This window comes from Paenibacillus rhizovicinus (genome assembly GCF_010365285.1).
Classification (GTDB): Bacteria; Bacillota; Bacilli; order Paenibacillales; family Paenibacillaceae; genus Paenibacillus_Z; species Paenibacillus_Z rhizovicinus.
Genome location: NZ_CP048286.1, coordinates 327,633 through 350,442, shown reverse-complemented (window position 1 = coordinate 350,442; position 22,810 = coordinate 327,633). Strand labels below are relative to the sequence as shown.

The 22,810-nt window shown below is 53.6% G+C and carries 24 protein-coding genes; 18 read left to right on the top strand and 6 right to left on the bottom strand.

Annotated elements, in window-relative coordinates; all coding sequences use genetic code 11:
• Nucleotides 1-125 precede the first annotated feature (125 nt).
• Together GZH47_RS01555 and GZH47_RS01550 are read left to right on the top strand one after the other, a co-directional pair.
• Nucleotides 126-1,673, top strand: a complete 1,548-nt coding sequence (locus tag GZH47_RS01555; protein ID WP_162638219.1) for an MFS transporter — start codon at nt 126-128, stop codon at nt 1,671-1,673.
• Nucleotides 1,674-1,945: 272 nt separating this feature from the next.
• Nucleotides 1,946-2,875 carry a hypothetical protein gene (locus tag GZH47_RS01550; RefSeq protein ID WP_404823828.1) on the top strand — a complete coding sequence of 310 codons (930 nt, stop codon included), beginning with the start codon at nt 1,946-1,948 and terminating at the stop codon, nt 2,873-2,875.
• Nucleotides 2,876-2,986: 111 nt separating this feature from the next.
• Here GZH47_RS01550 and GZH47_RS01545 read toward each other — a convergent pair whose 3' ends face one another.
• Nucleotides 2,987-3,391 (bottom strand): CBS domain-containing protein, encoded by a 405-nt coding sequence (locus tag GZH47_RS01545; RefSeq protein ID WP_162638217.1) that lies wholly within the window; start codon nt 3,389-3,391, stop codon nt 2,987-2,989.
• Between the two features lie 147 nt (nt 3,392-3,538).
• Between GZH47_RS01545 and GZH47_RS01540 the strand changes: the two genes are divergently transcribed.
• The 4 genes from GZH47_RS01540 to GZH47_RS01525 all read left to right on the top strand — a co-directional run bounded on the left by GZH47_RS01540 (nt 3,539) and on the right by GZH47_RS01525 (nt 6,102).
• Nucleotides 3,539-3,919, top strand: coding sequence for a hypothetical protein (locus GZH47_RS01540; protein WP_162638216.1), 381 nt, complete (start codon nt 3,539-3,541; stop codon nt 3,917-3,919).
• On the top strand, nt 3,909-4,799 hold the full coding sequence (locus tag GZH47_RS01535; RefSeq protein WP_162638215.1) for a phosphotransferase: 891 nt from the start codon (nt 3,909-3,911) through the stop codon (nt 4,797-4,799). The genes GZH47_RS01540 and GZH47_RS01535 overlap by 11 nt, the downstream gene beginning before the upstream one ends.
• 174 nt (nt 4,800-4,973) lie before the next feature.
• Nucleotides 4,974-5,609: a hypothetical protein gene (locus tag GZH47_RS01530; RefSeq protein ID WP_162638214.1), complete on the top strand. Its 636-nt coding sequence runs from the start codon at nt 4,974-4,976 to the stop codon at nt 5,607-5,609.
• Between the two features lie 172 nt (nt 5,610-5,781).
• A complete protein-coding gene (locus tag GZH47_RS01525; protein WP_162638213.1) occupies nt 5,782-6,102 on the top strand; it encodes a GNAT family N-acetyltransferase in 321 nt (106 codons plus the stop codon).
• Nucleotides 6,103-6,190: 88 nt separating this feature from the next.
• Here the strand turns inward: GZH47_RS01525 and GZH47_RS01520 are convergent, their stop codons facing one another.
• A complete protein-coding gene (locus GZH47_RS01520; RefSeq protein ID WP_162638212.1) occupies nt 6,191-6,964 on the bottom strand; it encodes a hypothetical protein in 774 nt (257 codons plus the stop codon).
• 162 nt (nt 6,965-7,126) lie between these two features.
• On the opposite strand from GZH47_RS01520, the gene GZH47_RS01515 reads away from it, so the two are divergent.
• Nucleotides 7,127-7,843, top strand: coding sequence for a response regulator transcription factor (locus GZH47_RS01515; protein ID WP_162638211.1), 717 nt, complete (start codon nt 7,127-7,129; stop codon nt 7,841-7,843).
• On the top strand, nt 7,840-9,246 hold the full coding sequence (locus GZH47_RS01510) for a sensor histidine kinase (RefSeq protein WP_162638210.1): 1,407 nt from the start codon (nt 7,840-7,842) through the stop codon (nt 9,244-9,246). The genes GZH47_RS01515 and GZH47_RS01510 overlap by 4 nt, the downstream gene beginning before the upstream one ends.
• 74 nt (nt 9,247-9,320) lie before the next feature.
• Here GZH47_RS01510 and GZH47_RS01505 read toward each other — a convergent pair whose 3' ends face one another.
• Nucleotides 9,321-9,734, bottom strand: coding sequence for a MerR family transcriptional regulator (locus GZH47_RS01505; protein ID WP_162638209.1), 414 nt, complete (start codon nt 9,732-9,734; stop codon nt 9,321-9,323).
• Nucleotides 9,735-9,826: 92 nt separating this feature from the next.
• Here GZH47_RS01505 and GZH47_RS01500 point away from each other — a divergent pair, with 92 nt between their 5' ends.
• From GZH47_RS01500 to GZH47_RS01485, 4 genes are all read left to right on the top strand, one after another.
• A complete protein-coding gene (locus GZH47_RS01500; protein ID WP_162638208.1) occupies nt 9,827-10,657 on the top strand; it encodes an SDR family oxidoreductase in 831 nt (276 codons plus the stop codon).
• A gap of 199 nt (nt 10,658-10,856) precedes the next feature.
• Nucleotides 10,857-11,945: a mandelate racemase/muconate lactonizing enzyme family protein gene (locus tag GZH47_RS01495; protein ID WP_162638207.1), complete on the top strand. Its 1,089-nt coding sequence runs from the start codon at nt 10,857-10,859 to the stop codon at nt 11,943-11,945.
• A gap of 17 nt (nt 11,946-11,962) precedes the next feature.
• Nucleotides 11,963-13,045 carry an amidohydrolase family protein gene (locus tag GZH47_RS01490; RefSeq protein WP_162638206.1) on the top strand — a complete coding sequence of 361 codons (1,083 nt, stop codon included), beginning with the start codon at nt 11,963-11,965 and terminating at the stop codon, nt 13,043-13,045.
• Nucleotides 13,045-13,461 carry a Rieske (2Fe-2S) protein gene (locus tag GZH47_RS01485; RefSeq protein WP_225446617.1) on the top strand — a complete coding sequence of 139 codons (417 nt, stop codon included), beginning with the start codon at nt 13,045-13,047 and terminating at the stop codon, nt 13,459-13,461. Before GZH47_RS01490 ends, GZH47_RS01485 begins: the two co-directional genes overlap by 1 nt.
• 65 nt (nt 13,462-13,526) lie before the next feature.
• Here the strand turns inward: GZH47_RS01485 and GZH47_RS01480 are convergent, their stop codons facing one another.
• Nucleotides 13,527-14,006: a CcdC family protein gene (locus tag GZH47_RS01480; RefSeq protein WP_162638205.1), complete on the bottom strand. Its 480-nt coding sequence runs from the start codon at nt 14,004-14,006 to the stop codon at nt 13,527-13,529.
• A 118-nt stretch (nt 14,007-14,124) separates the two neighbouring features.
• Here GZH47_RS01480 and GZH47_RS01475 point away from each other — a divergent pair, with 118 nt between their 5' ends.
• Nucleotides 14,125-14,682: an NADPH-dependent FMN reductase gene (locus GZH47_RS01475; protein WP_162638204.1), complete on the top strand. Its 558-nt coding sequence runs from the start codon at nt 14,125-14,127 to the stop codon at nt 14,680-14,682.
• 120 nt (nt 14,683-14,802) lie between these two features.
• Here GZH47_RS01475 and GZH47_RS01470 read toward each other — a convergent pair whose 3' ends face one another.
• Nucleotides 14,803-15,702, bottom strand: a complete 900-nt coding sequence (locus GZH47_RS01470; protein WP_162645017.1) for an alpha/beta fold hydrolase — start codon at nt 15,700-15,702, stop codon at nt 14,803-14,805.
• A gap of 60 nt (nt 15,703-15,762) precedes the next feature.
• Nucleotides 15,763-16,362, bottom strand: a complete 600-nt coding sequence (locus GZH47_RS01465; RefSeq protein ID WP_162638203.1) for a DUF2239 family protein — start codon at nt 16,360-16,362, stop codon at nt 15,763-15,765.
• Nucleotides 16,363-16,493: 131 nt separating this feature from the next.
• On the opposite strand from GZH47_RS01465, the gene GZH47_RS01460 reads away from it, so the two are divergent.
• The 5 genes from GZH47_RS01460 to GZH47_RS01440 all read left to right on the top strand — a co-directional run bounded on the left by GZH47_RS01460 (nt 16,494) and on the right by GZH47_RS01440 (nt 22,395).
• The gene (locus GZH47_RS01460; protein WP_162638202.1) at nt 16,494-17,096 is read left to right on the top strand and encodes a hypothetical protein; all 603 of its coding nucleotides are present in this window, start codon (nt 16,494-16,496) and stop codon (nt 17,094-17,096) included.
• Complete coding sequence (locus GZH47_RS01455) at nt 17,036-17,524, top strand: glycoside hydrolase family 16 protein (protein WP_162638201.1); 489 nt, start codon at nt 17,036-17,038, stop codon at nt 17,522-17,524. The genes GZH47_RS01460 and GZH47_RS01455 overlap by 61 nt, the downstream gene beginning before the upstream one ends.
• A 219-nt stretch (nt 17,525-17,743) precedes the next feature.
• Nucleotides 17,744-18,301, top strand: coding sequence for a hypothetical protein (locus tag GZH47_RS01450; protein ID WP_162638200.1), 558 nt, complete (start codon nt 17,744-17,746; stop codon nt 18,299-18,301).
• A gap of 29 nt (nt 18,302-18,330) precedes the next feature.
• Complete coding sequence (locus GZH47_RS01445; protein WP_162638199.1) at nt 18,331-18,774, top strand: GNAT family N-acetyltransferase; 444 nt, start codon at nt 18,331-18,333, stop codon at nt 18,772-18,774.
• 270 nt (nt 18,775-19,044) lie between these two features.
• The gene (locus tag GZH47_RS01440) at nt 19,045-22,395 is read left to right on the top strand and encodes an Ig-like domain-containing domain (RefSeq protein ID WP_162638198.1); all 3,351 of its coding nucleotides are present in this window, start codon (nt 19,045-19,047) and stop codon (nt 22,393-22,395) included.
• Nucleotides 22,396-22,810 lie beyond the last annotated feature (415 nt).

Here is a 22,810-nt window from a genome sequence, read left to right as displayed (position 1 = left end):
GATTGACATGAGACAGATCTGTCTGTATCATCCTCATTAGGAATGAGACAGATCTGTCTCTCTCATTTTAAACAAGGCTCCGTTTGCTGTCAATCGGCGGCCATTATCCGAAAGAGGTGTAAAGCATGAATCAACCCGGCAATGTCGGACCCGTGCTCGATGCTAGAAGGTGGCTGTCGCTCTCCATCGTCATCTTGGCTACGTTCATGGTGGTGTTGGATACGTTTATCGTCAATGTCGCGCTGCCGTCGATCGAAGAGGGGCTGCATGCGGATTTTGCCAAATTGCAGCTCGTTGTTGCCGCTTATGTGTTAGGTTATGCCGTGCTGCTGGTCACGGGAGGAAGGATGGGCGATCTCTTCGGCCGGAAAGCGATGTTTCTGTCCGGCGTTGCGGGATTCGTCGCCGCATCTGCCTGGTGCGGTTTCTCCGGATCGGCGGAAATGCTCATCGCCGCTCGGATCGCGCAGGGCATATCCGCCGCGGCGATGGTGCCGCAAGTGCTCTCGATCATTCAAGTCATGTTCCCTGCTGAAGAGAAGGGCAAAGCGCTCGGCATTTACGGAGGCGTGCTCGGGCTTGGCGCCATCGCGGGCCAAATTGCGGGGGGACTGCTGCTGAAGGCGGATTGGTGGGGGCTGGGCTGGCGGCTCGTGTTTCTCGTGAACATCCCGGTCGGCATCCTCGCGTTCGTCGCTGCCGTGCTGCTGCTTCAAGAATCGCGGGCTTCCGAACGGAAGCGGATCGATCTCGTCGGCGTCGGGCTGCTGACGATCGGACTTGGTTTGTTTATCTATCCGCTCGTCGTTGGACGGGAGGAAGGCTGGCCCTTGTGGACGTTTATTAGCCTTGTCGTCGCATTGCCCGTTATTGCAGGCTTCGTCCGTTACGAGAACGGGCTGCTCCGTCGCGGTGCTTCGCCGCTGCTGCCGATGACGCTGTTCCGGGACCGTTCTTTCCGGATCGGCATGGTCATCGCGCTCGCCTTCTATAGCGGCAATGCCGCGCTCTATCTGATTCTGTCGATCTTCATGCAAATGGGACGCGGCGCGGAACCGCTGCAGTCGGCTTATGCTTTCATCCCGATGGGCATCGGGTACTTCACGGCATCCTTGCTCGGACCGATGCTGAAGAAACGCTGGGGCAACAAGGTGCTGCTGGTCGGCGCGCTTCTGATGGCCATCGGCTATCTGCTTGTGATAGCGGTCCTTGGCGGACTTACCGGACTCGGCATCGGCGAATTGTTCGTGCCGCTTCTGATCGCGGGGCTCGGCCAGGGCGCCGTGGCGTCGCCGCTCATTCATACCGTGCTCGCAGGCGTTCAAGGCCCGCATGCCGGTGCGGCATCGGGCGTGCTCAGCACGTTCACGCAAGTCGCGCAGGCGATCGGCATCGCGGTCATCGGTACGCTATACCAATCGCTCCAAGAACATTTCGCAAGAGGAGGCGCTGCGCCGGGCGACGCAAGCGTCGAGACCATGCGATGGTCGCTCGCCGTTATTATCGCGCTGGCTGCGCTGACATTCCTGCTGCTGGCTGCGCTCGGCCGCCAGCGCCGGGCGGCGGAAGGGCGCGCGGGAACCGTTCGAGCGGACTTATTTCTTCGATCTGCGTGGCCAAAACGTATAACTGAAGCTGATCAGAAAATCGATTACAAGGATCAGCGACCATAAGCGGATGACCTGTAAGAGGATAGCCGTGCAGAGCTCCTTTTATGGTCAGCTGTTTGATTAAGATTATACGCGGATCCAAATGTTTCCTGTACGTAATGCAGAGGGGAAATTCAGGCTTTGATAAATTTGCAGGTTATCTTTGTGAAAATGGGGTATATAAGGGTAGCAGTCCGCTCATCCGACTATAAGAACCATTTACGAGGAGGTAACCCATGTTTCAAGCGCAAGCAAGCCGATATCGCAAAGGACGATTAAAACTAGTCGCGTCTCTCATGTTCGCCATTTGCATGTTTGGCATGTCCGTATTGCCCGCATTCGCGGCTTCTCCGGGGAGAACGGCGAACGCTTCGGCAACGCTCGCTTACAATCTCAAAGGTCTTAAGCACAATGCGGCCGTACAGAAAGCTTACATCGCATCCAAGTATGTCTACGTCACGCAGCGGAGCGGGGGGAAGTGTTATCTTTCCAGATTGCTCATGAACGGTAAGAACGCCACCTACGTGGATGAAATGACGATCACCAATTCCGGGCACTGCCAAACCTTGGATATGTACACGTACAAAGGCATCGATTATTTCTATATGAGCTCGAAAGCGGATCCGTCCACCAAGTATAACTGGTCGCTGCAGGTAGCAAGACTTCGGTACGCGTCCGGCAAAACCGTGGATTATACGGATCTCCATCGCATCACGTATATGAACTATGCCGACAAAACCGGAACGAGATTAGGCACGACCTACCGCGTCGACGGCGGCGGCAACAGCGTCTATACGATCTTCCGCGTGCAAACGTCCGAAGGCACCGTCGCTTGGTCCATCTATAACACCGCGGCGCTGAACAAGCTCCTGGACGGCAGCGAACAGGTACGCCTGGACAGCAAGGCGGCGAAAAGCGCCTGCGTGGCCAGCTTTAAGCAGTCGGGCAGCGCGATCATCAGGCCGAACGGATCTTTCCAGGGTCTCGATTTGCTCGGTAAAACGGAAATCTATACGTCGGGCGGCGCGGAAGGCCAGACGCCGCAGATTGCGATGATGTCCAACACGGGCGCCTACAAAACGCTTGTGAAAATTACGAATGTCGGAAAACATGAAATCGAGGGCGTCCAGACCAAGAACGGCAACGTTTATTTCACGGTCGTTTCGGACCCGGTCAACAAACAAAATACGCAGAAAATTTACTACGTATCGGATTCGAAATTTTAACGATCTCGTTCTACAATAATTCGCGGAAGGCAGCCGATATTCGGTTGCCTTTTTTGCTGCTTACGGCGAACAAAAAAGACCCGTATCATGCGAGCATGATGGGTCTTTCGGTTAGTCCGTTATGTTCCTCGTATAGTATTCGATGATATCTTTACGGCGAATGATACCCAGGAAGACGCGTTCGTCGTCCACGACCGGAACGAAGTTCTGATCGGCCGCAAGGGCCAGCATATCGTCCAGTTCGGCACCGATCGCGACGCATTCGACTTTCATTCGTTTCTTGATGGAGACAATGGGAATTTCGTGCATCGTATCGAAGTCGAGACCCGGCGTGGCCCGCATCTTCCATAGCAGATCGCCTTCGGACAGCGTTCCGTAATATAAGCCGTCTTCGTCAAGGATCGGAATGGCGGTATAATGGCAACCTTCAAGTTTATCTAAGGCGTCCTTCATCGTGGCTGACGTCGTGAGATACGAAACTTCGTGTTTAGGGAAGAGAAACGACTGGATGTCCACAGTTATCACGCTCCTTTGGTCTATTAAAACATATTTTTCAGAGGAATGCATGCTGGTAGATATTACGGGGAGGATGAAGTATCCATTAATACCAGCATGTGGTACCATTTTTAGGTAACGCAGATTGAAGGTTTGGGAGGGTATTCGATGACGGCTGCGATTGAAATCGCGAGGAAGTCTCAATGGGTGAATCGGATCCGGGAGTATACGATCTTGCTCAACGACGTAAGGGTGGGGGCAATCAAGGACGGAGAGAATGTACGGATCGACATAGAGCCGGGTCAGCATGAGCTGCAGCTTACCATCGACTGGTGCGGGAGCGCCCGGTTGCCTTTTACGATTGCCGAGGGGGAGAAGCTGCTGTTTCGAACCGGCTGCCGGATTGGCGGATTCGACTACTTTCATCCATTCACGATGCTTTATTATGTTCTCTACAAGAAGAATGAATACTTGTATGTGAAACAAGAGGAGATCCGGCCGGCCGGGTCGATTGAAATTTACATAGGCGGGCAACCGTATGAACCTTGAGAACTTGCAGTTTTTATTTAAGGACCCAATCATTCAACAGTCGGAATTAAGTCCTGGATATGAGGATCATGCAAGCGATGTGTGGTTGGTACAAACAGAGAACGAAGAGGTTGTTGTACGAACAACAAAAATGGTAGAGCGACCTAATAACGACTTTTGGCACGGATGTAATAAATTGTTCGGAGTTGACCCCAGAAATGTTCATGAGATGGAGTACATTAATAACACCTTGAGGGAATTCAGCTTACTTCCTGTTCCAAGAGTAATTAGGAAAGGAAGCAGGGACGATAAACAATATATCGTTGTAGAGAAACTAGACGGGGTGGTTTGCCGTTCTTTCGTAGATCAGCCAGAAACATTAGTTGAAAGTTTAGGTCGGGGAATAGCAAGTATTCATGCATTCAAATCTGATTTCGTAGGGACTGCTTCCGGAAGTTTCAGATCTTCCATACAAAATTTCCATCATGCGTTGAGTGATACGATGAGCGAGATCGTTGGCTTATTCTATAAAGATGACATTCAAGCGCAACAATTACTGCCTCAAATGATTGCCATACTCAAGGACATACCTGCTCCAACTCATGCATCATTCATTTTGGTCGATATGGACGCCTCGCAATTTATAACGAATCGTGAGGTAATTACAGGTCTTGTAGATACTGAAGTTTATGTATTAGGTCCAAGGGAGCTCGATTTCATTGGTCTGGAATATATTATGAATAAGGATTCCGCGGATGTATTTAAAAATGCGTATCAGAAACAGTTATCGCTGCCTGACTTGGAGTTGTGTAGAATTCCATATCGATTCTTTTATCGCTTACTACGAGTTCAAGGAAGAGTAGATTGGGAGAAGTGGTTAAATTATCCTGCACTATTTTAAATGAGGGGCGTCGGAAAGGATTTTTTGACAAAGCAGACTTAGAGCAGTTATTTGACGCATGGGCGATCGAGGTTTTGACGGAAACGGACATGCATCGCTATGGGAAGCCGAAAATCTGCTGGGAGCTGGCGGCATGTGTTCGTGGGTAATCTAAATGGCTGGGAGAGCAGCGATATGATTCGGGGAATAATTATCGAAGGGATGTCAACCGTAGGAAAAACATCATTATTTTTTGCAATAAAGAGATTGCAAAGTCAGACGGAGCATTGTGAAAAAACGATCATTGCACTGAGCGAACACTATTCGCAGGTTCTGCATTCATACCAGGGTGTCTTAAGATCCATGGATAAGGATGAACATCTTTCGCTTCTGAGTCGTCATGTTGATTATCTGGAACGGCAATACGATTGGATTCATTCACTAGGGCATTCAAAACCATCGAACGGTATACTCTTTCTTTTCGAGAGGTTTCATGCCAATCATAGGGCCGCGTTTGAAGTTTCCCCGGAAATCGAGTCGCTGGAAAAACGTCTATTCAAGATGAATGCACGCTGCGTGCTCTTAACCTTGTCCCAAGATGCCGTTGCGCCTAGGTTTATTGAAAGTCGCGGCGAAGCTTGGAAGTCCTATGTGATGGGGAATCACACTACAGTAAGTGAAGCATGTCATAACTTCTTAGAAGGACAGGACAAACTTCGAACCTGTACGAAACAGTCGATAATTCCAACGATCGAGATAAACACGGATGAAGCCGACTGGGAGTCATATGCGAAACGAATTCTTATGGGTTCAGCTGCCGGGGAAAGATAGTTCAAACAAATATAAAGAAAATGGCAACTGACTTAGTGGCTGCCATTTTCTGAATGGTTAGTTTTATTGAATTAATAAATCATTAAGAAGCAGCCTAAGCGGAGGAGAAACAATGACTTGTCGCCTAGCGTTCTTAAATGCAGTATGGGAATCGGAAATCAGAAGGTTTACTTTGGACGAATTACAAGTGGGTTTTGTTTTCTTGCCCAGTAAAGCCCTTGATTTCTTCCAAGATAAAAATGGTTTTCCTGTTGTCATACTTATCGAGGATGAACCCGTTGGTTTCTTGGTCTTGCATTATAGCTGCGAAATCATTGATTTCTCCGAAAACGATAACGCACTTTTTCTGCGGGCATTCTCCATTGACAGGAAACATCAAGGTAAAGGCTATGCAAAATCAGCCATGAATCTCTTACCGCTCCCGCTAGGAAAAAACAAGCTGGGTAGAAGCGGGATTGAGCTGGGGATGCATTATTCTCTAGCAAGTTGTTAAACATTCGCACTTATACGGGCACGATAGCCAAGAAGAAAAGGCAGCCATAGCGGCTGCCATTTCTTCTGATTAGGCTGTTTGCCAATGCTTATTCCGCCTGCTGCAGCTTCTCGATTTCAGCCTTGTACAGCTCGAGGAGCTTGGACAGCGCCTGTTTGATCGCTTCGGCGTCTTTGGATTCCGCCGCTTTGCTCAATTCGATTTGGCCGTTGAAGAGCGGGTTGTCGATGGGGCTCGCTTGGATCGCGATCGTTGCGGATTTGACAGGCGTTCCGGACTTGCTGGCGGCATCCTTGAAATCACCGTCGAAATGGACGTCAACGCCGGAAACTGGAATCGCTTGGGCGGTTGTCATGCTGGCTGCTTTGAAATCCGGAGCGAGATCGGCCGCCTTCTGCAGCCGGCCGTCGACGATCTTGGTAATCGTAACGCTCTGCGGCGACGATGCGAGCGTTGCTTGCGTCATCGCGGCGCCGCTTACCGACGCGCTAGTCCACGCGCCGGTTACTTGGACCGCTTGTCCAGTCGCGTAAACTTCCCCGTGAAGAGGGCCGGAAGTTGTTGTAAACGTGACGTCGGACTTAACGAGCTTGTCGAATGCGGCGAGCGTCTTCTTCCACTCCGCTTCCGTATCCGGAGCATATTGTTTCGCAAGCTCCAGTGGATCGGCCAATGCGACGGCTTTGGTCGCGGCAAGGGTGCCCGTGACCGGAAGCGCGACGCCTTCGCCGGCTTCGGTCAGCGCAGTGGCATAGATGTTCGACAGCGGGACGGTTGCGGCATTCGCGACGATCGGGCTGGCTACGGCCGTTAGCATAAGGGCGATGGCGGCGATTTTAGTGACGGTACGTTTGTTTTGCATGATTCACACACTCCTAAAGGATTATTGGTTCTTGCAGTTCTAATCCTATCGAACAAGTGTGGCAGCCCATTGGTGAAAATGTGGAAAAACGATGGCACAGGGCTTACGGGGGAATCGGAGTTGATATAATGGATGAAGATTCGGTAAGCGGGAGGTATCACCTTGAACGAGTATACGATCGCCGTCGTGGACGACGACGCGAATATTAGAGGCCTTGTGGAGGCTTATTTGCATAAAGAACGATTTCAAACGGTCGGGCTTGGCACCGCGGAGGAAGCTTTGGAGCTATGGCGGAACGATCCGCCGGATCTGTGGGTGCTGGACATCATGCTGCCCGGCATGGACGGATACGAGCTGTGCCGGCGCATCCGAAACGAAGCGGAGGTGCCTATTATTATGATTTCCGCCAAAGATAACGAAGTCGACAAAATCCTCGGTCTGGAACTGGGCAGCGACGATTATCTCGTCAAGCCGTTCAGTCCGCGCGAACTCGTCGCCCGCGTGAAACGCCAGCTGCAGCGGTGGTACAAGCTGCGTCCGGCCGAGGAGCAGGCGGCAGCGGCAATGGCAGCATTGAACGTCGTTGACGTCGGCGCGCTGCGCATGCTGCCGGACGAGCGGCGTGCTTTGCTAGGGAAGGAAGAGCTGGATTTGACGTTCAAGGAATTCGACCTGCTGCGGGTGTTCGCGGAGCATCCGAATCGCGCGTTCACGAGGGAGGAACTGCTTGTCCGGGTATGGGGCGACGATTATTTCGGCAGCGACCGCGCTGTGGATCACCTCATTAAGCGGCTGCGCAAGAAGGCCGACCAACTGCCGATCGAGGCGGTCTGGGGACATGGGTACCGATTACGTTCCGGCGGAGGGGAAGAAGCATGAAGCTGCTGCATCAAATTAACCTGGCCTTCGCCTTGCTGCTAGTCGTCGTTCTAGGCGTTACGGCGGTATCGATTCATTACGTGCTCATGGACCATTTCATCTCGACGGAGAAGCAGGAGCTTCGATCGGCTGGTACGTCGATGGCCTCATCGCTGGCCGTTCAGGCCGGACAATTGACGGCTCAGGGGCCAATTGCCGTCACTGCGCAGGCAGCGCCCGCGAACGTTACGCTCGCAGCCCCGATCGGCGTCGAAGCCTACCTGGCAGACGAGACGGGCACGGTGCTGCAGAACAACAATACCTTCCGGTTATCCACGACCACGAGTGTCGCACGAGGAGCCACGATGCCCAGCGGACAGCTGACCGCCGCGAACGTGAAGACGATTATGAAAGCAGCCGAGGCCAAAGATTACATCGTTAACGTAAGCGCGGTTCCGCAAGGCACGTTGACCTTGATGACGCCGCTCAGCAAGGTCAGGGCCGTCGAGCAGGACCTGCTCCGAAGGCTGCTGATCGTGCTCGGCATCGGCGGTTCGCTCGCGCTGCTTCTCAGCGTGTTGATCACGCGCAAGCTCATTCGACCGCTTATGAAGCTGCGGGAAGAACTAAGCAAGGTCCGGAAACGGCAGTTCGGCGAAGTCGGACTCGTGAAAGCCGGAGGGGAGATCGGAGCCGTGGCGCGGACCGTGTACGAACTGGCCGCCGAACTGGAGCGGCATAACCGCGCGCAGAAGCAATTCTTTCAAAATGCTTCCCACGAGCTGAAGACGCCGCTCATGTCGATCGCCGGCTACGCGGAAGGCATCCGGGACGGCGTCTTCGAAGGCGAGAGCTCGCGCAAAGGACTCGATATCATCTTAAGCGAGAGCGGCAGGCTCAAGAAAATCGTGACGGAGATGACCCTGCTGGCGAAGCTCGACAGCGAGGAGGATATTTTCCAGACGTCATCCGTGGGCGTCCGGGAGATCGTGACGGAGACCATCGAACGCATCAATCCGCTGCTGTCGGCCAAAGGGCAAGAGCTTCGAACCGTGTACAAGGAAGAGGGGCATGAGCAGTGGCTGACGGTTAGCGCCGACCGTGACAAGCTGCTGCAGGCGCTCCTGAATATCGTATCGAACGCGGCGCGTTACGCGAAGCGCGTCATCGTCATCGAAGTCGGGATTGAAGAGGGACGGGTTACCCTCGAGGTCGCGGACGACGGCAAAGGGTTCCCGGAAAATCTGCTCCCGCATTTGTTTCACCGCTTCGTGAAAGGCAAGGACGGAGAGACAGGGCTCGGACTCGCGATATCGCGCGCGATCGTCGAACGGTGCGGCGGCCGAATCGCGGCCAGCAACAGGGCCGAGGGCGGGGCAGTCATTTCGCTGAACTTCCCTGCGGTTCGCTCAAGCGGAGCCTGACGGCGATGTTAATGCAATGAAGATCAAGAAAAAACGTTGCCGTGCAGTGCAACGTTTTTTTATTTTGCTTTCGGTTAGCTGTTCATTCGGAGACGCAATTCCTCCATCATAACTTCTGCTTGCTGCGGATCTTCATTCAGTAGTTTCCTGTACGTAAGCATCCAATTCAGCGTGACCAGCATTTGATCGTATTCGTCCTTCTTGCGATCGATCTCATTGATCTTCTGAAGGATCCATTCAATAACCTCTTGGTTCGAGCGTGCATTCGTATCGTGGTCCTGCAAAATCGTCTTCAGCTCGGCTAACGAACAGCCGATGCCTTGGAATTTCTTGATCAGCTTCAACCGCCCGATTGCTTCGTCCGCGTAGTTGCGGTAATTATTCTTCTCTCGCTGAATATGCCTGCCGTCGAGCAGGCCTTCCTTCTCGTAGAAACGAATGGTGTGGGGGGTTAAACCCATCAAGTCTGCTAATTCTTGAATTTTCATATGAATTTCTGCCTCCGAACGCTTGCCTTAGAGTTTACTTCATAGTTTAGACTGGAGTCCTAGCTTCGTCAAATGCTAAGGAGGCGTATTAAATGCGTATATTCGTTACAGGTGCAGCAGGTTATATCGGTACAGCCATGGTTCGCGAACTTATCGGCGCGGGCCATCAGGTTATGGGGCTGACCCGTTCGGAGAGCGGGGCTCGCGTATTAGAAAGCCTAGGTGCCGAAGCGGTTCGCGGCGTTATCGATGATCTGGAATTGCTGCGCGGCAGCGCAGCCGCTTCGGACGGCGTGATTCATCTGGCATTCAACCACGATTTTTCGAATTTCGCCGCATCGCTGGCAGCTGATCTTCGCGCCGTCGAAGCGATGGGAGAAGGGCTCGCGGGCTCCGGTAAACCGCTTGTCATCACTGCTCACGCGAACGGCAAAGCATCGGAGGATGCAGCGCTTTCGTTTTCGGAACAAGGCGTGAGAGCATCGATCGTCTCGCTTGCGCCGTCCGTTCATGGCGAAGGAGATAAAGGCTTCGTGCCGCAATTAATCCGCATCGCCAAGGAAAGAGGCGCTTCGGCGTATATCGGAGACGGCTCCAACCGCTGGCCGGCGATTCATCGTTTGGATGCGGCGGTTCTGTACCGTCTCGCCGTAGAATCCGCGCCTGCGGGCTCGCGGCTGGATGGCGTGGACGACGAAGGCATTCCGTTCAGCGAGATCGCCGGCGTCATCGGCCGTCATGCGAATGTGCCGGTTGCCAGCATTTCGCCTGAGGAAGCACAGGCGGTCTTTGGTTTTCTAGGCATGGTCGCGTCGCTTGACCTAGCAAGATCAAGCGAAGGGACGAAGAAGCTGCTCGGCTGGAAGCCTGTCCAGCACGGGCTTCTCGCAGATCTGGAGCAAGGGCATTATTTTACGAAATAACGTTCGATGACCTGCAATCGTTCCACCAGTTTGAAGCTGCCGAAGCACGACCGGCAGCTTTTTCGTTATTTTGGAAGGCTGCGGGAACAACGTTGCACCTCGTTCAAAAGTTGCATATTCAGAAGACGTGGAGGAGTTCGCGGTTAAAATCAGAATATATTTAAAATATTTAATATTCGATCTACAAGGAGGTAATCCGATGAAGATAACCGACATGACCACGTTCCTATTCCCTTGGGGCAGTCTGTTCATCAAATTGGAGACTGACGAAGGGATTAGCGGATGGGGCGAGTGCTCGCCTATGGGCGGGCATGTTCTTCAAGCCATGGCCGTTCATGCATTGAAGCCGCATGTGATCGGGGGCAATCCGTTCGATGTTGAAGTGCTGTGGCAGAAGATGCTGCTGGCACCTTATAAGCTCGGTCCGTCCGGCGCGCAGCTGGAAGCGATATCGGGCATTGATCTGGCCATGTGGGACATTATCGGCAAAACGACGAACAAACCGATTTATCAGCTGCAAGGCGGACGATTCCGGGATCGGGTGAACATTTATTACAGCTACGGATGGGATGGAAGAGCAACGGTCGATGAGGTTGCCCGCATCATGAGCGAGCAGGTGGACAATGGGTTTACGGTGCTTAAATTACGCATGAATTATGGGCCGTTAAAGGGTGAGATCGCGAACGATCCCGCTATTCCGATGATGAAAGCGATCCGCGCCGCGGTAGGCGACGAGGTGAAAATCGGCTTCGATGCGAACAACGGCTATACTGCGCATAAAGCCATTCAGATCGGACGCTATCTGGAAGAGCATGTCGGTCTTGCATGGTTCGAGGAGCCGACGCCCCAATACGATTATTTGACCATGGCGCAGGTCGCGGACGCGCTTGATACGCCGGTCAGCGCGGGGGAGCATGAGTACACGCTATGGCAATTCCGCGACCTTATCCTGCATGGCAAAGCGGATATCATTCAGCCTGATTTGGTCAAATGCGGCGGAATCACGGAAGCCAAGAAAATTGCCGCCTTATGCGAAGCGTGGAGCAAACCCATCGTCGTCCATAACACCCAGCCGACGATCGGAACGGCCGCAAGCTTGCACTTTTGCGCTAGCGTATCCAATGCCATGTATCATCAAGAGTTTACCGGACATAACGAGAAGCTGTCGGCGTTATTCCACAATCAATTGGAATTTAAAGACGGTTATCTGTTCGTGCCCGACGGTCCGGGACTCGGCTTGGAGGTCAATGAACGGAAAGTGAGAGAAACAGCCATTTCAATCATGTAACGGAGGCGAACGGAAGGATGGAGCAGCAGCAGGAAGCAACAATCGAACCCAAGAAGGCGCGGACGGGAATCATTGACTGCGACGTGCATCCCTACCCTAGGAATACGGAGGAAATCCGTTCCTACATGAAGCAGCCTTGGAGGGAGCGCTATAACGGAGGCGGCCGCGGTTTCTACGGCAATCCCGTCCATGGAGACCGCCTCGACGCAAGGCCTCCGCAGGGCGGACCGTCGGGCTCCGAACCGGAGCTCCTTCGCAGGCAGCTTGTCGACGAGTACGGATATGCGCATGCGATTCTGATGCCGCGCGCATTTTGCAACTTGCACCCCGATCCCGATTTCGGAAACGCCATCGCGGCGGCCTACAATGATTGGCTCGCGGATACGTGGCTCAGCAAATATAATGCGGATGGCGTGTTCAAAGGATCCATTACGGTGAATACGCAGGATCCGCAAGCTGCCGCCCGCGAAATCGAACGGTGGGCTGGACATCCGCACTTCGTTCAAGTCATGACCGATTCCGGCGCCCGTGCCCCGTTCGGACAGCGGCAATTCTATCCGATCTACGAGGCTTGCGAGAAATTCGGACTGCCGTTCGCCATTCACCCCGGTACCGACGGGATGGGGATCAACGTGCAGCCGTCTCCCGGATTCCCGACGCATTACATCGAGTGGCATACTTGTCTGTCTCTCGGCTTCCAGGCTCATCTGGTCAGCTTCCTTACGGAAGGCGTATTCGAGCGATTTCCGCGCTTTAAGATCGTCCTCGTCGAAGGCGGAGTTTCGTGGCTGGCGCCTCTGATGTGGCGGCTGGACGCGGAATACAAAGCGCTGCGGTACGAGGTGCCTTGGCTGAAACGCAAGCCTAGCGAATACTTGCGCGACCATGTCCGGATTACGTCGCAACCGCTGGAAAGACCGGACAACGATGCTTATTTGCTGCAGATGTTCGAAATGATGGACGCGGAGCATGTCCTCATGTTTTCCAGCGATTATCCGCATTGGGATTTCGATTCCCCGACCCGCGCTTTTCCGAAGCTGCCGGAAGCGCTGCACCGCCGGATTTTTTCGGAGAATGCGATCGAATTTTATAACCTTTGATGAAGGAGGCGATCGACATCGCAAGGCATGTGGTTGGGAAAGTCGCTGAAATTCCGGCGGGGACGAGAAGAATGGTGGTAGTTGAAGGCCGTCCGATCGGCGTATTCAACGTGAACGGTACGTATTACGCGCTCAAGAACAGCTGTCCGCATCAAGGAGCGCCGCTCTGCCTCGGTACCGTAACCGGCATGACCCTGCCGTCGGCGCCCGGTGAATATAACTACGGCCGGGAAGGCGAAATCGTGCGCTGCCCATGGCACGGCTGGGAATTTGACATTGCCACGGGCAAGTCGATATTCGATCCGCACAAATGCCTGGTCAAGACGTATGACGTGACGGTCGAAGCCGGGGAGGTCCCGGAGGTGGAAACCTATCCCGTCTTCGTGGAATCCGGGTCGGTCGTCGTGCATGTGTAGCGAATCAGTCCAGGCATCCATTCGCAACAAAGCCACCTTGTCGCCAAGGCGGCTTTGTTGCCGCTTCAAGGAGCGGCGAGGCGTTCCGCGAGCAGCTTGCGGAATTTCATGTACGATGCGATTCGCCAGGGAACCGCATAGCCGACGGCCACGACGACGAACAGCGCGGCTTCCGTTTCGGGACCGACGAACTTGAAATAGTCCCGCAGGATAAAGCGGACGAGGAAGATCGCCAAGAACGAGAATATGAAGCTTTTGTTCTTGGCGGCGTAAATCATCCCGTCGTCGCGCCGCTCGTACTTCGTGGTCCAGATAAGCGGAATCGAGAGCACGGCGCCGACAAGGAAGGCCACGACGAATTCCCAGGCGGCCGCATCGACATTGGGGCCAGTCGAAACGGGGATGCAAGCAACCGCAAGGTAAGCCGCGGGCAACAGCAATCGAAGGCCGTTGCCTGGAATCGGACGGTACATCGATCTCGTCCGGCGCCATAAGATCAACGCCGCAATCAGCACGGCAATGAGATAGAAGGAAGATCCTTGCATGGGTACCTCGGCCTCCTTTCATAGGATGTCCATTCATTATATGGAATTTAAAGTAAGTTGAAAAGTCTCGAAACCAATAAGGAAAACCACAATTTAAATGATTGCGAGGCTACCATTCATGCCCGATACCCTGAACATCCTTGCCGTATCCGGCAGCTTACGAGAGAAATCATCCAACACGGCGCTCATGCATGCCATCATCGGATTAGCCCCGGAGGAAATGCGTTTCGAAGTCTATCGCGGACTTGGCGATCTGCCGCATTTCAATCCCGACCTCGACACGGAAGCGGGGCCAGCCGCGGTAACGGAACTGCGCAGCAGGCTGGCGGCTGCCGACGCCGTGCTCATCTGCACCCCTGAATACGGCAACGGCGTGCCGGGCTCGCTTAAGAATGCCTTGGATTGGATCGTGTCGTCGGGCGAATTCGTGAACAAGCCGACGGCCGTCATCACCGCGTCCCCGACACCGATGGGCGGCGATAAGGCGCATGCTTCGCTGCTGTTGACCCTCGGCATGATCAATGCGGTCGTCGACGATGGCGCGACGCTTATGATTCCGCATATTTCGCTCAAGCTGGATAGGGAAGGCCGGATCAAGGACGACGCGCTGGTACGCGATATCGAAGCGATGCTTGCCGCGCTCTTGTCGGCTTGCCGCGCGCAGCCAAGCAAGTAAACAACTAAGCATCGGCCAGCGGATTTCTTGTCGGGTCTGTTCGCGAAAAAACCGGGTGAGCCGCTCACCCGGTTTTTCTCATGTCGTCTAAAGCGCATCTAAAGCGCATCTAAAGCGCATCTAATGCGGTAACTTACGTCGAGCCGTTCGCTCGATGCCATCCGCGACTTGGCCGTACAGCTGAGAAGGCAGGTCGTGTCCCACGCCGTCGATCAACATGAGCTCGGCGCCAGGGATGGCAGAAGCCGTGTCCTCGCCGCACGCCGGGACGAATAGGGGATCGTCCATGCCATGAATGACAAGCGCCGGCGCTTGAATTGTCGCCAGCCGCGGACGACGATCGCCGGAGACGGCGATCGCGGCAATTTGCCGTCCGACGCTGCCGGGATCGTAGGCGCGCCGGACTTCCTCGAGAATGAGCGCCCGATAAGCGTCCTCATCAAACGGATAACCGGTCCCGGCTATTCGTTTGGCGAAATTGAGGCTGTGCGCCAAGAATCCTGCTTCATCTTCAAAGGGATTCGGCGCCGGCGTCGTCATCGTTGCCATGACATCCGGCGAAGTTTGGGGAAGGGCGGGATTGCCGGAACTGGACATGATGGAGGTGAGCGATCGAACCCGTTCAGGATACGTGCTGGATGCAAGCTGCGCAATCATGCCGCCCATCGACCTGCCGACGAAATGCGCCCGGTCAATGGAAAGGGCGTCGAGCAGTCCGATAGCGTCGCTCGCCATATCATCGAGCGTGTAAGGGACGTCCGGCCGCTGTCCCGACATGAGAGCAGCAGCCAGAGCGCCGAAATCCAACGCCTGATAATGGTCAAAGTGCGCCGAGCAGCCGGCGTCGCGATTATCGAAGCGAATCACGCGAAAGCCCCGCGCCGCTAATAGCCGACAAAACGGATCCGTCCATCGGATCATTTGCGTTCCAAGCCCGGCAATTAGGATAATAGCCTCGTCATTCTCGTTTCCGAAGCTGTCATAAGCCAAATCGATGCCGTTAACGTTCAAGATGTTCATCATCATACACTCCTTCATTTATTTCGGCATTGGTGTACATGCTTTCATTCATAAGTTCTCTCAAGCGAATGCATCGGCGGCTAACCGTTCGATATAGTTGCGGATATCGGGTGCCCAGTCGTCGATGCAGCGGCGAAAACGATCCGAATCACCTGCATACAGCGCCCGCAGAGCTTCTTCGTAGCAAGGGAAGTTTCCGGCCATAGCAGTCATAAAGTGATAGGCTGCTTCTTGAGACGCTCGTATTCGGCTCTGAATTCCTCCTGCGAGGCGAGCCTCGTCAATGAGTTTGCGCAAGGTTACCGACGCTCCTCCGGGTTGACTCTTCAGCCACTCCCAGTGACGCGGCAATAACGTGACTTCGCCGGATACGACCCCGAGTTTGGGGCGGCCGACCCGCCGGGCAGGCTGTTGATTCGCTTCCGTAACGGGCAAGTCGCCAAGCGGTTCTCCCCATCGTCGGAGCACATCGTCTGTCTTCCCGCGAAAATCAACATCGATTGGCTTCCCCGTGGAATCGTCAAATAGAAGCAGCTGTGCGAGGTCTCTGTCATCCAGCGCATCCTTCACTGCAGTAATTACATGCTGTAACGAACCGCTGGCGACGATTGTCACTCCAGAAAATGCCGTGCAGCAAATGCTCGGCAGCTCAATACTCATCCTGAATACGCCTCCTCTGAATAACACGTTAATTATACCCGGGTAATAATGAAATATCAATTCTACCCGGGTAAATTTCCTACGGCGCTTCCATTAACGGTTCCATTACGATCAAGTTCTACGCGCCAGGCATGCAGAACGTATGGGCAAGATCCTGGCATCAGCCGGATACGGCGAATCCGAACACGAACGGCTACGATTCTTGGTTCGCGCGCGTGACGCCGGATTCGAATGGGTACGGAGAAGTGACGTTCCCGGCCAATCAATTCCCGCACGGACCGATTACGGTCATATTGAGCGCATGGGACACACCGGACGGCAAACTGAATTACGCGCACTCGGACAACTGTTACCTGCAGCTCTACAATGAAGGCGGCGTCAAGTGGAAGCAGGGCATACCGTCGGCGCCAACGCAAGCTTCGGGCATGAGCGTACTGTTGCAAGACGATTTTACGGGCACGCTGTCGGCTAACGCACCGGAGCGGGAGCTGCGTACGCAACAGCGAAGCCCGACTCGCCGGGAGGCACCGAATTCGGCGACAACGGCGGTGCGAACAATCCATTCGCCATCCTCGGCAGCAACTACTTGCGCATTCGCGCCAGCAAAGCGCCGGCCGGAACCGTCGATCCAATGGGCTGGAACCGCCAATATATCGGCGGGATGCTGTCTTCGGTGCGCACGGACGGAACGGGTGTCGCTGCGACTTACGGCTACTTCGAAGCACGGATCCTGATGCCTGCGGGCAAAGGAACATGGCCGGCGTTCTGGCTCATGTCGCAGAACAGCATTTCGCAAGGCGTGCCGTCGACAGCGGAGCTTGATACCGTGGAGGCTTACGGCCAAGACCCGAACGGCGCTTGCCAGTCGAAGCACTGGTGGGCAGGGAGTCCGGAAGTGCACGATTCCCATTGCTCGTCTTCGAATTTCACGTTCGGCGACAACGCATCCACCTGGCATATTTATGGCACCAAAGTAACGCCGACCGATACGATCTACTACATCGACAATGTTGAGGTGTGGCGCCATGCGACGTTCGATCAAGCAAAGACCCCGTTGTACTTCATGATTAACCTTGCGCTTGGCGGCGGATGGCCGATCGATCTTGAGCGATACAACAATCATGTCGATATGTTTGTCGATTACGTTCGCGTATTCCAATGACGAAATCGAAGGGAAGAAAGCCGCCGGTGCCCGAGCGCCGGCGGCTTTCATTTTTAGGTCAACTAGCCGGCTCAAGTATCGTACCGTTTTCACGCATGAGGTGCAGGAATCATTCGATCTCCTCCAATGGAAACTTTTTCAGATCCATGACGTCAGATAGTAATGAGCAATGGACGGAAGGTCAAATGAATCGTGAAGTCCGGAAGAAAGGAAGAATTCATGAAAGCAAAGCATAAATTGTCAATTCTGGTTCTGCTCTTGGTCATATTAATTCTTTACATCGTCGTGTACCTGCATAACAAATCCATAAATTCGACAATTCGCGGAGTGAACTTTCGATTGGGAACTGAACCTATCCATAACGTACAGCCAGAAACAGTACGAATTACAGGTACTGTGTCCAAAAATTTGAAGGGCCTACGAACGTTCAAAGGCACCGTTACTTTTGAACATGAATCGATTCCCGTTCCGAAGGAAAGTCGCGATGTAACCATCCACTTTGACAAAAACGGATATGGTCCGATCGTTTATGGATATATCGAGAACGCAGGGACAGAAGATGCCCGACCGAAAACATTTTCAGACGGTGTTTTATTTGCGAACGCGGATTTTAGCTCTATTACTTACCTATCGCGCGATGGATGGGATAGTGAAGATGGCAAAATGTTTGCGGCTCCAGCTGCGACCAGGGAAGAAGCTCTTATTCTTTCGAACAAACTCATGAAAAATTTCTTGAAAAGAGACCATACAGGCGAGGGTTCCTTCGTACTAAACTAAACAGCCACACTGAAAGGAAGGACAAGACGATGAATGATCCTATGCATGACGAACTGGTGATGTTAACAGAGTGGACCGATGATGAGACTAAGGCGGTCTGCGAGGGATTGATAGCCTATAACAGAAGAAGTTCCCGGCCTTTAGACGAACAATGGAGCGATACGATCAACCTTATTCTGAAAACGAAGGAGGGTCGGGTCGCAGGCGGAATTATGTGCAATATGTTCATGTATTCCCTGTACATCGATGTATTATGGGTGGACGAGAAATACCGGGGTCAAAATTATGGTTCGAAACTTATTGCGGGCGTGGAGCAAATCGCAAAGGAAAAGGGATGCCTGTTAGTTGATACCTGTACATACAGCTATCAAGCCCCGGACTTTTATGTGAAATGCGGCTATGAGATCTATGGCATCTTGGAAGGATTTCCGGAAGGAATCAAGAAATATCAGTTGAAAAAGCAGCTTGTTTGAATATACGTCACGCATCTTAAAAAATATATCTTTTCTTCTCTCAACAAATTGATACATAATGTTTCATGTATTGCAGAGATAATAGATTTGAAACCCCTTCGCAAAAGGGGTTTTTTGTTGTCCACGCCAGTAATTATACAGGGAATTGCAAGCTTCGACAGACGGCTTAATAGATTTTGTCAGCGCAACATTATGTAGCTCCCCGTCGTCTAACTTAGCAGCATTTCAACACAGCGGGTCTTCCTGACTCGCGGAGAAGGAGGTTAGGACATGATCCTTGTACGGAAATTGCTGACCGCATGGCTGCTGTTGGCACTGGCCATTCCGGCTTTCGCTGCAAGCGCGGAGTCGCTTTCAACGCAAGATAAGTTCAATGTCTTGAAGGACAAAGGGATCTTCACGGGACTTGGGGACGGAAGCGCGGGACTTGATCAATCGATGACGAGGGAACAATTCGCCGCCGTGCTGTACCGGCTGTGGGAGCTGCCGGACATCAATCCGGCAAATCCAAGCTTTAACGACGTTTTGAAGCCGAGATGGTCCTATCATGAAGTGGAGGCCGTGAACCATGCAGGCCTTATGACGGGAACCGCTGAGCGCAAGTTCTCTCCCGCCGTCAGCGTAACGGTGGAGCAGTTGGCTGTCGTACTGGCTAGGGCCTATGGCTACACGAACGGCAGTTCTCCGGTGACGGGCCTCGTGTCGCCTTGGGCAAGGAACGCGGTCAGTGCCGCGCTTGATCACGGTTATATCACCTATCAGGGTACTTACAAAGCAGCCGCTACCCGCGGTCAGCTCGTCGATGCCGCTTATGCCGTCTATCAACAGCAGCACCAGCAAAAGCTTCAGGCGAGCACCGTTCTGCCGCTGGCGAACAATATTCTGCAAGTCACCTTGAAAGAAGCCGTCACCAAGGTTGATCCGTCCAGTTTCTCGCTCAAGGACGATCAGGGGACGGTTATCGCGATCCGGGCAGCGACGCTATCCTCGGACGGCAAGACCGTTACGGTATTGACTGGGCCTCAGGAAGCCTATGTCTATTACACGCTTACGGTGGACGGAACGGGCTTGCGTTATTACGCGATTTCCAATAACAACGGCGGCCCGGTCGTCCCGAGCGATACGACTCGTCCTACCGTCACCAAGCTCGAGAACTTGGGAAATCGGACGATCCGGCTGACGTTCTCCGAGCCGGTTAGCCGCTCCACGGCAGAGGATCCGAACCATTACGACATCGTTTCCGGCGGTCTCGGTATCAGCAACTTTAAGCTATCCAGCGATGGCCGCACGGTGACGATCACGACAAGCACGCAAGAGGACGGTTACCGTTACCGTCTATCCGTATCCGGCGTGAAGGATCTGGTCGGCAACACGATGACTTCCCGGAGCGACTTGTACTTCAACGGCATCTATGACCTCGACGGTTCGAAGCCGACCGTGGTGTCTGTCACCGGGCAGAACAATTCGACCATCCGGGTTGTGTTCAGCGAGAAAGTCGACGCCGGCGACGTTCGCAACGTGAACAATTACAGCATCAATAACGATTTGTACGTTACTCGGGCGTCCCTCGCCAGCGACGGCATAACGGCAACGCTGTACACCAACGATCAAGAGAACGGCAAGGATTACAAGATGACGATTCGCAATATCGCCGATGTGGCCGGTAACGTCATGAACACGCGGAGCGATATTGTATTCAAAGCCACGAACGATCACGATAATCCCCGTGTCCAATCCGTAACCGTGCTGAGCAATTCGACCGTCGAAGTGCAGTTCAGCGAACGGGTCAACGCGGATCAGGCGAAGAAAGCGTCGAATTACACGATCAATAACGATCTGAGGGTAACCAACGTCATTCTCGACAGCGACGGAAGCACGGTTACGCTCACGACTTCGAAGCAGACGGACGCCGTGCTGTATACCGTGACGATTCAAGGGATCTCCGACCTGGCGGGCAACGTCATGGATAAGGTGACGAACCTGTATTTTGGCGGTCTCGTCGACCACACGCCTCCGACCGTTGTCGGTATTCAAGCGGCTGCGCGCCAAACGGTCTTGACGTTCAGCGAGCGTCTGGATGCGAGTACGGCGACCGGCACGGGCAATTACAAGCTCGACGGCAATCTCGGCGCGGTCAAGAACGCGGTGTACGACGACGCGAAGAAGACGGTCACGCTGACGACCAACGCCCAGACGCCGGGCGGGGTTTATTCCGTTACCATTAATCAAGTCAAGGACCTGAGCGGTAATGCGATCGCCAAGGATACGCGGATTCAATTCGTCGGCAGCGATCGCGAAACGATCGGTTCGATAACGTTACAGAAGCTCGAAGTCGTCAATCAGAACACGGTTCAAGCAACGTTCAGCCGCGCGCTGTCCGACTCCGAGGTCGCCTCCCTTGACCTGACGATTCTCAAGGACAACAACCGGGACGTCGACGTGAACGGATGGAGCGAATACGTTGTCCGCAAGTCAGGCACGGATAACGCGGTTGTGATTCAGCTGCGGACGAAGCAATCGGGCAACCCTTCGCTGTTCGTCGCGGGGCATGTCTACGCGGGCCGCATCTCTGATTTGCCTAGTTTGGTCACCAAGGACGGGGCGGATCAGAAGGTATTCCCGGGCACAGAGAAGAAAAACGACGAACCTTATGTAACGCAAGCGTCGGCTTCGAACAGCAGGGCGATCAAGGTCACTTTCAGCGAGCCCGTTCGCAATGTCAGTCCGTCCGGTTTCGATGTTCTGCGCGACGACAATTCGAAGATCGGCATCGCGGGGGACAGCCTGAACGACACGAACAGAATCGTGACCGAAGTGACGCTCTATCTAGACGACGACGTGGCGTCCGGCAAAACGTACCGCTTGCGCTTCAAGGACAGCATCAAGGATGCGGCGGGTTGGAACGCCATCCGCACGCAAGACGATTCCAATCCATACCTAGTCGTGTTCGCGGGAACGGCAACGTCCAATCAGCAGCCTGAGGTCACGAAGATCGTATCGACGGACCGTTATACGTTCGAAATTCAATTCAGCGAGCCGGTTAGGCTTGATGATGCGGGAGGCTTATTCCTGTACGCTGCGTCCGGCGACGACGAAGTCGACATTCAATCCGGCGGCAACGCGAGCTACGTGCTGTCTCCGGACCGCAAGTCGATCAAGGTTTATCTGAACGCGGACCGGCTGGACCCGCTGAAGTCGAATCAGCGCTACAGATTGGAATACGATGCTAACCGCGGGCGGATCGTGGACGATCAAGGGGCTGCGCTCGAGGATTCGGCCGACAGCGGCGTCTATAACTTCACCGCATCAAGCGCGAATAATGCCATTCCTTCTATTGCGAACGTAGACGCGCAAGGAACGGCGATCAAGATTACGTTCAGCGAGCCGATCAAGGGCTATACGGATGAAACGAATTTCTTCAACATCGTAATAGACGGCAAACCAGTCATTCCGACGGAAGGCCAACTGGACGGTAAAACGATGATTATATTGAAAGTACCGTCAATCGCTTCCGGAAAGATCGGAACGATCACGTATACCAGAGATGGCGCCGACTCGATCCGCGATTACAACAGCTTCTCGCCGGACGAGGATGCCGTAGTTACTTTCGGCGTACAGTAATTTCCCTTACCGAATGCATAGGATGCCATGCAGAAGGAGGAACCTTGCGTTCCTCCTTTTTCGATGTTCCCGAACCGTTTCCGCCGGACCAGGCCGCGCGGCCGCCCAATACGAAAATAACACTATATGAAAAATTCACAGTTCAAAACCGAATAAGGCAGGCATGCGAGCGCCGATGTCTCGGACGGCAGACAAATGATACGAAAATAGCACTATGTGAAAATTTCACAGTCCCTAACTGAATAAGGCAAGCATGTCAGCGCCGATGTCCCGAACGACAGCTCGCCTCGGAAAGGTTTGTTTTGACTTTACACATGAAAAGAACACTATATGAAAAATTCACAGTGCCAACCCCGAACAAGGCGCGCTCTTGATCCTACTCGATTAGCATTACTTGACAGCGCACTTAGATTCT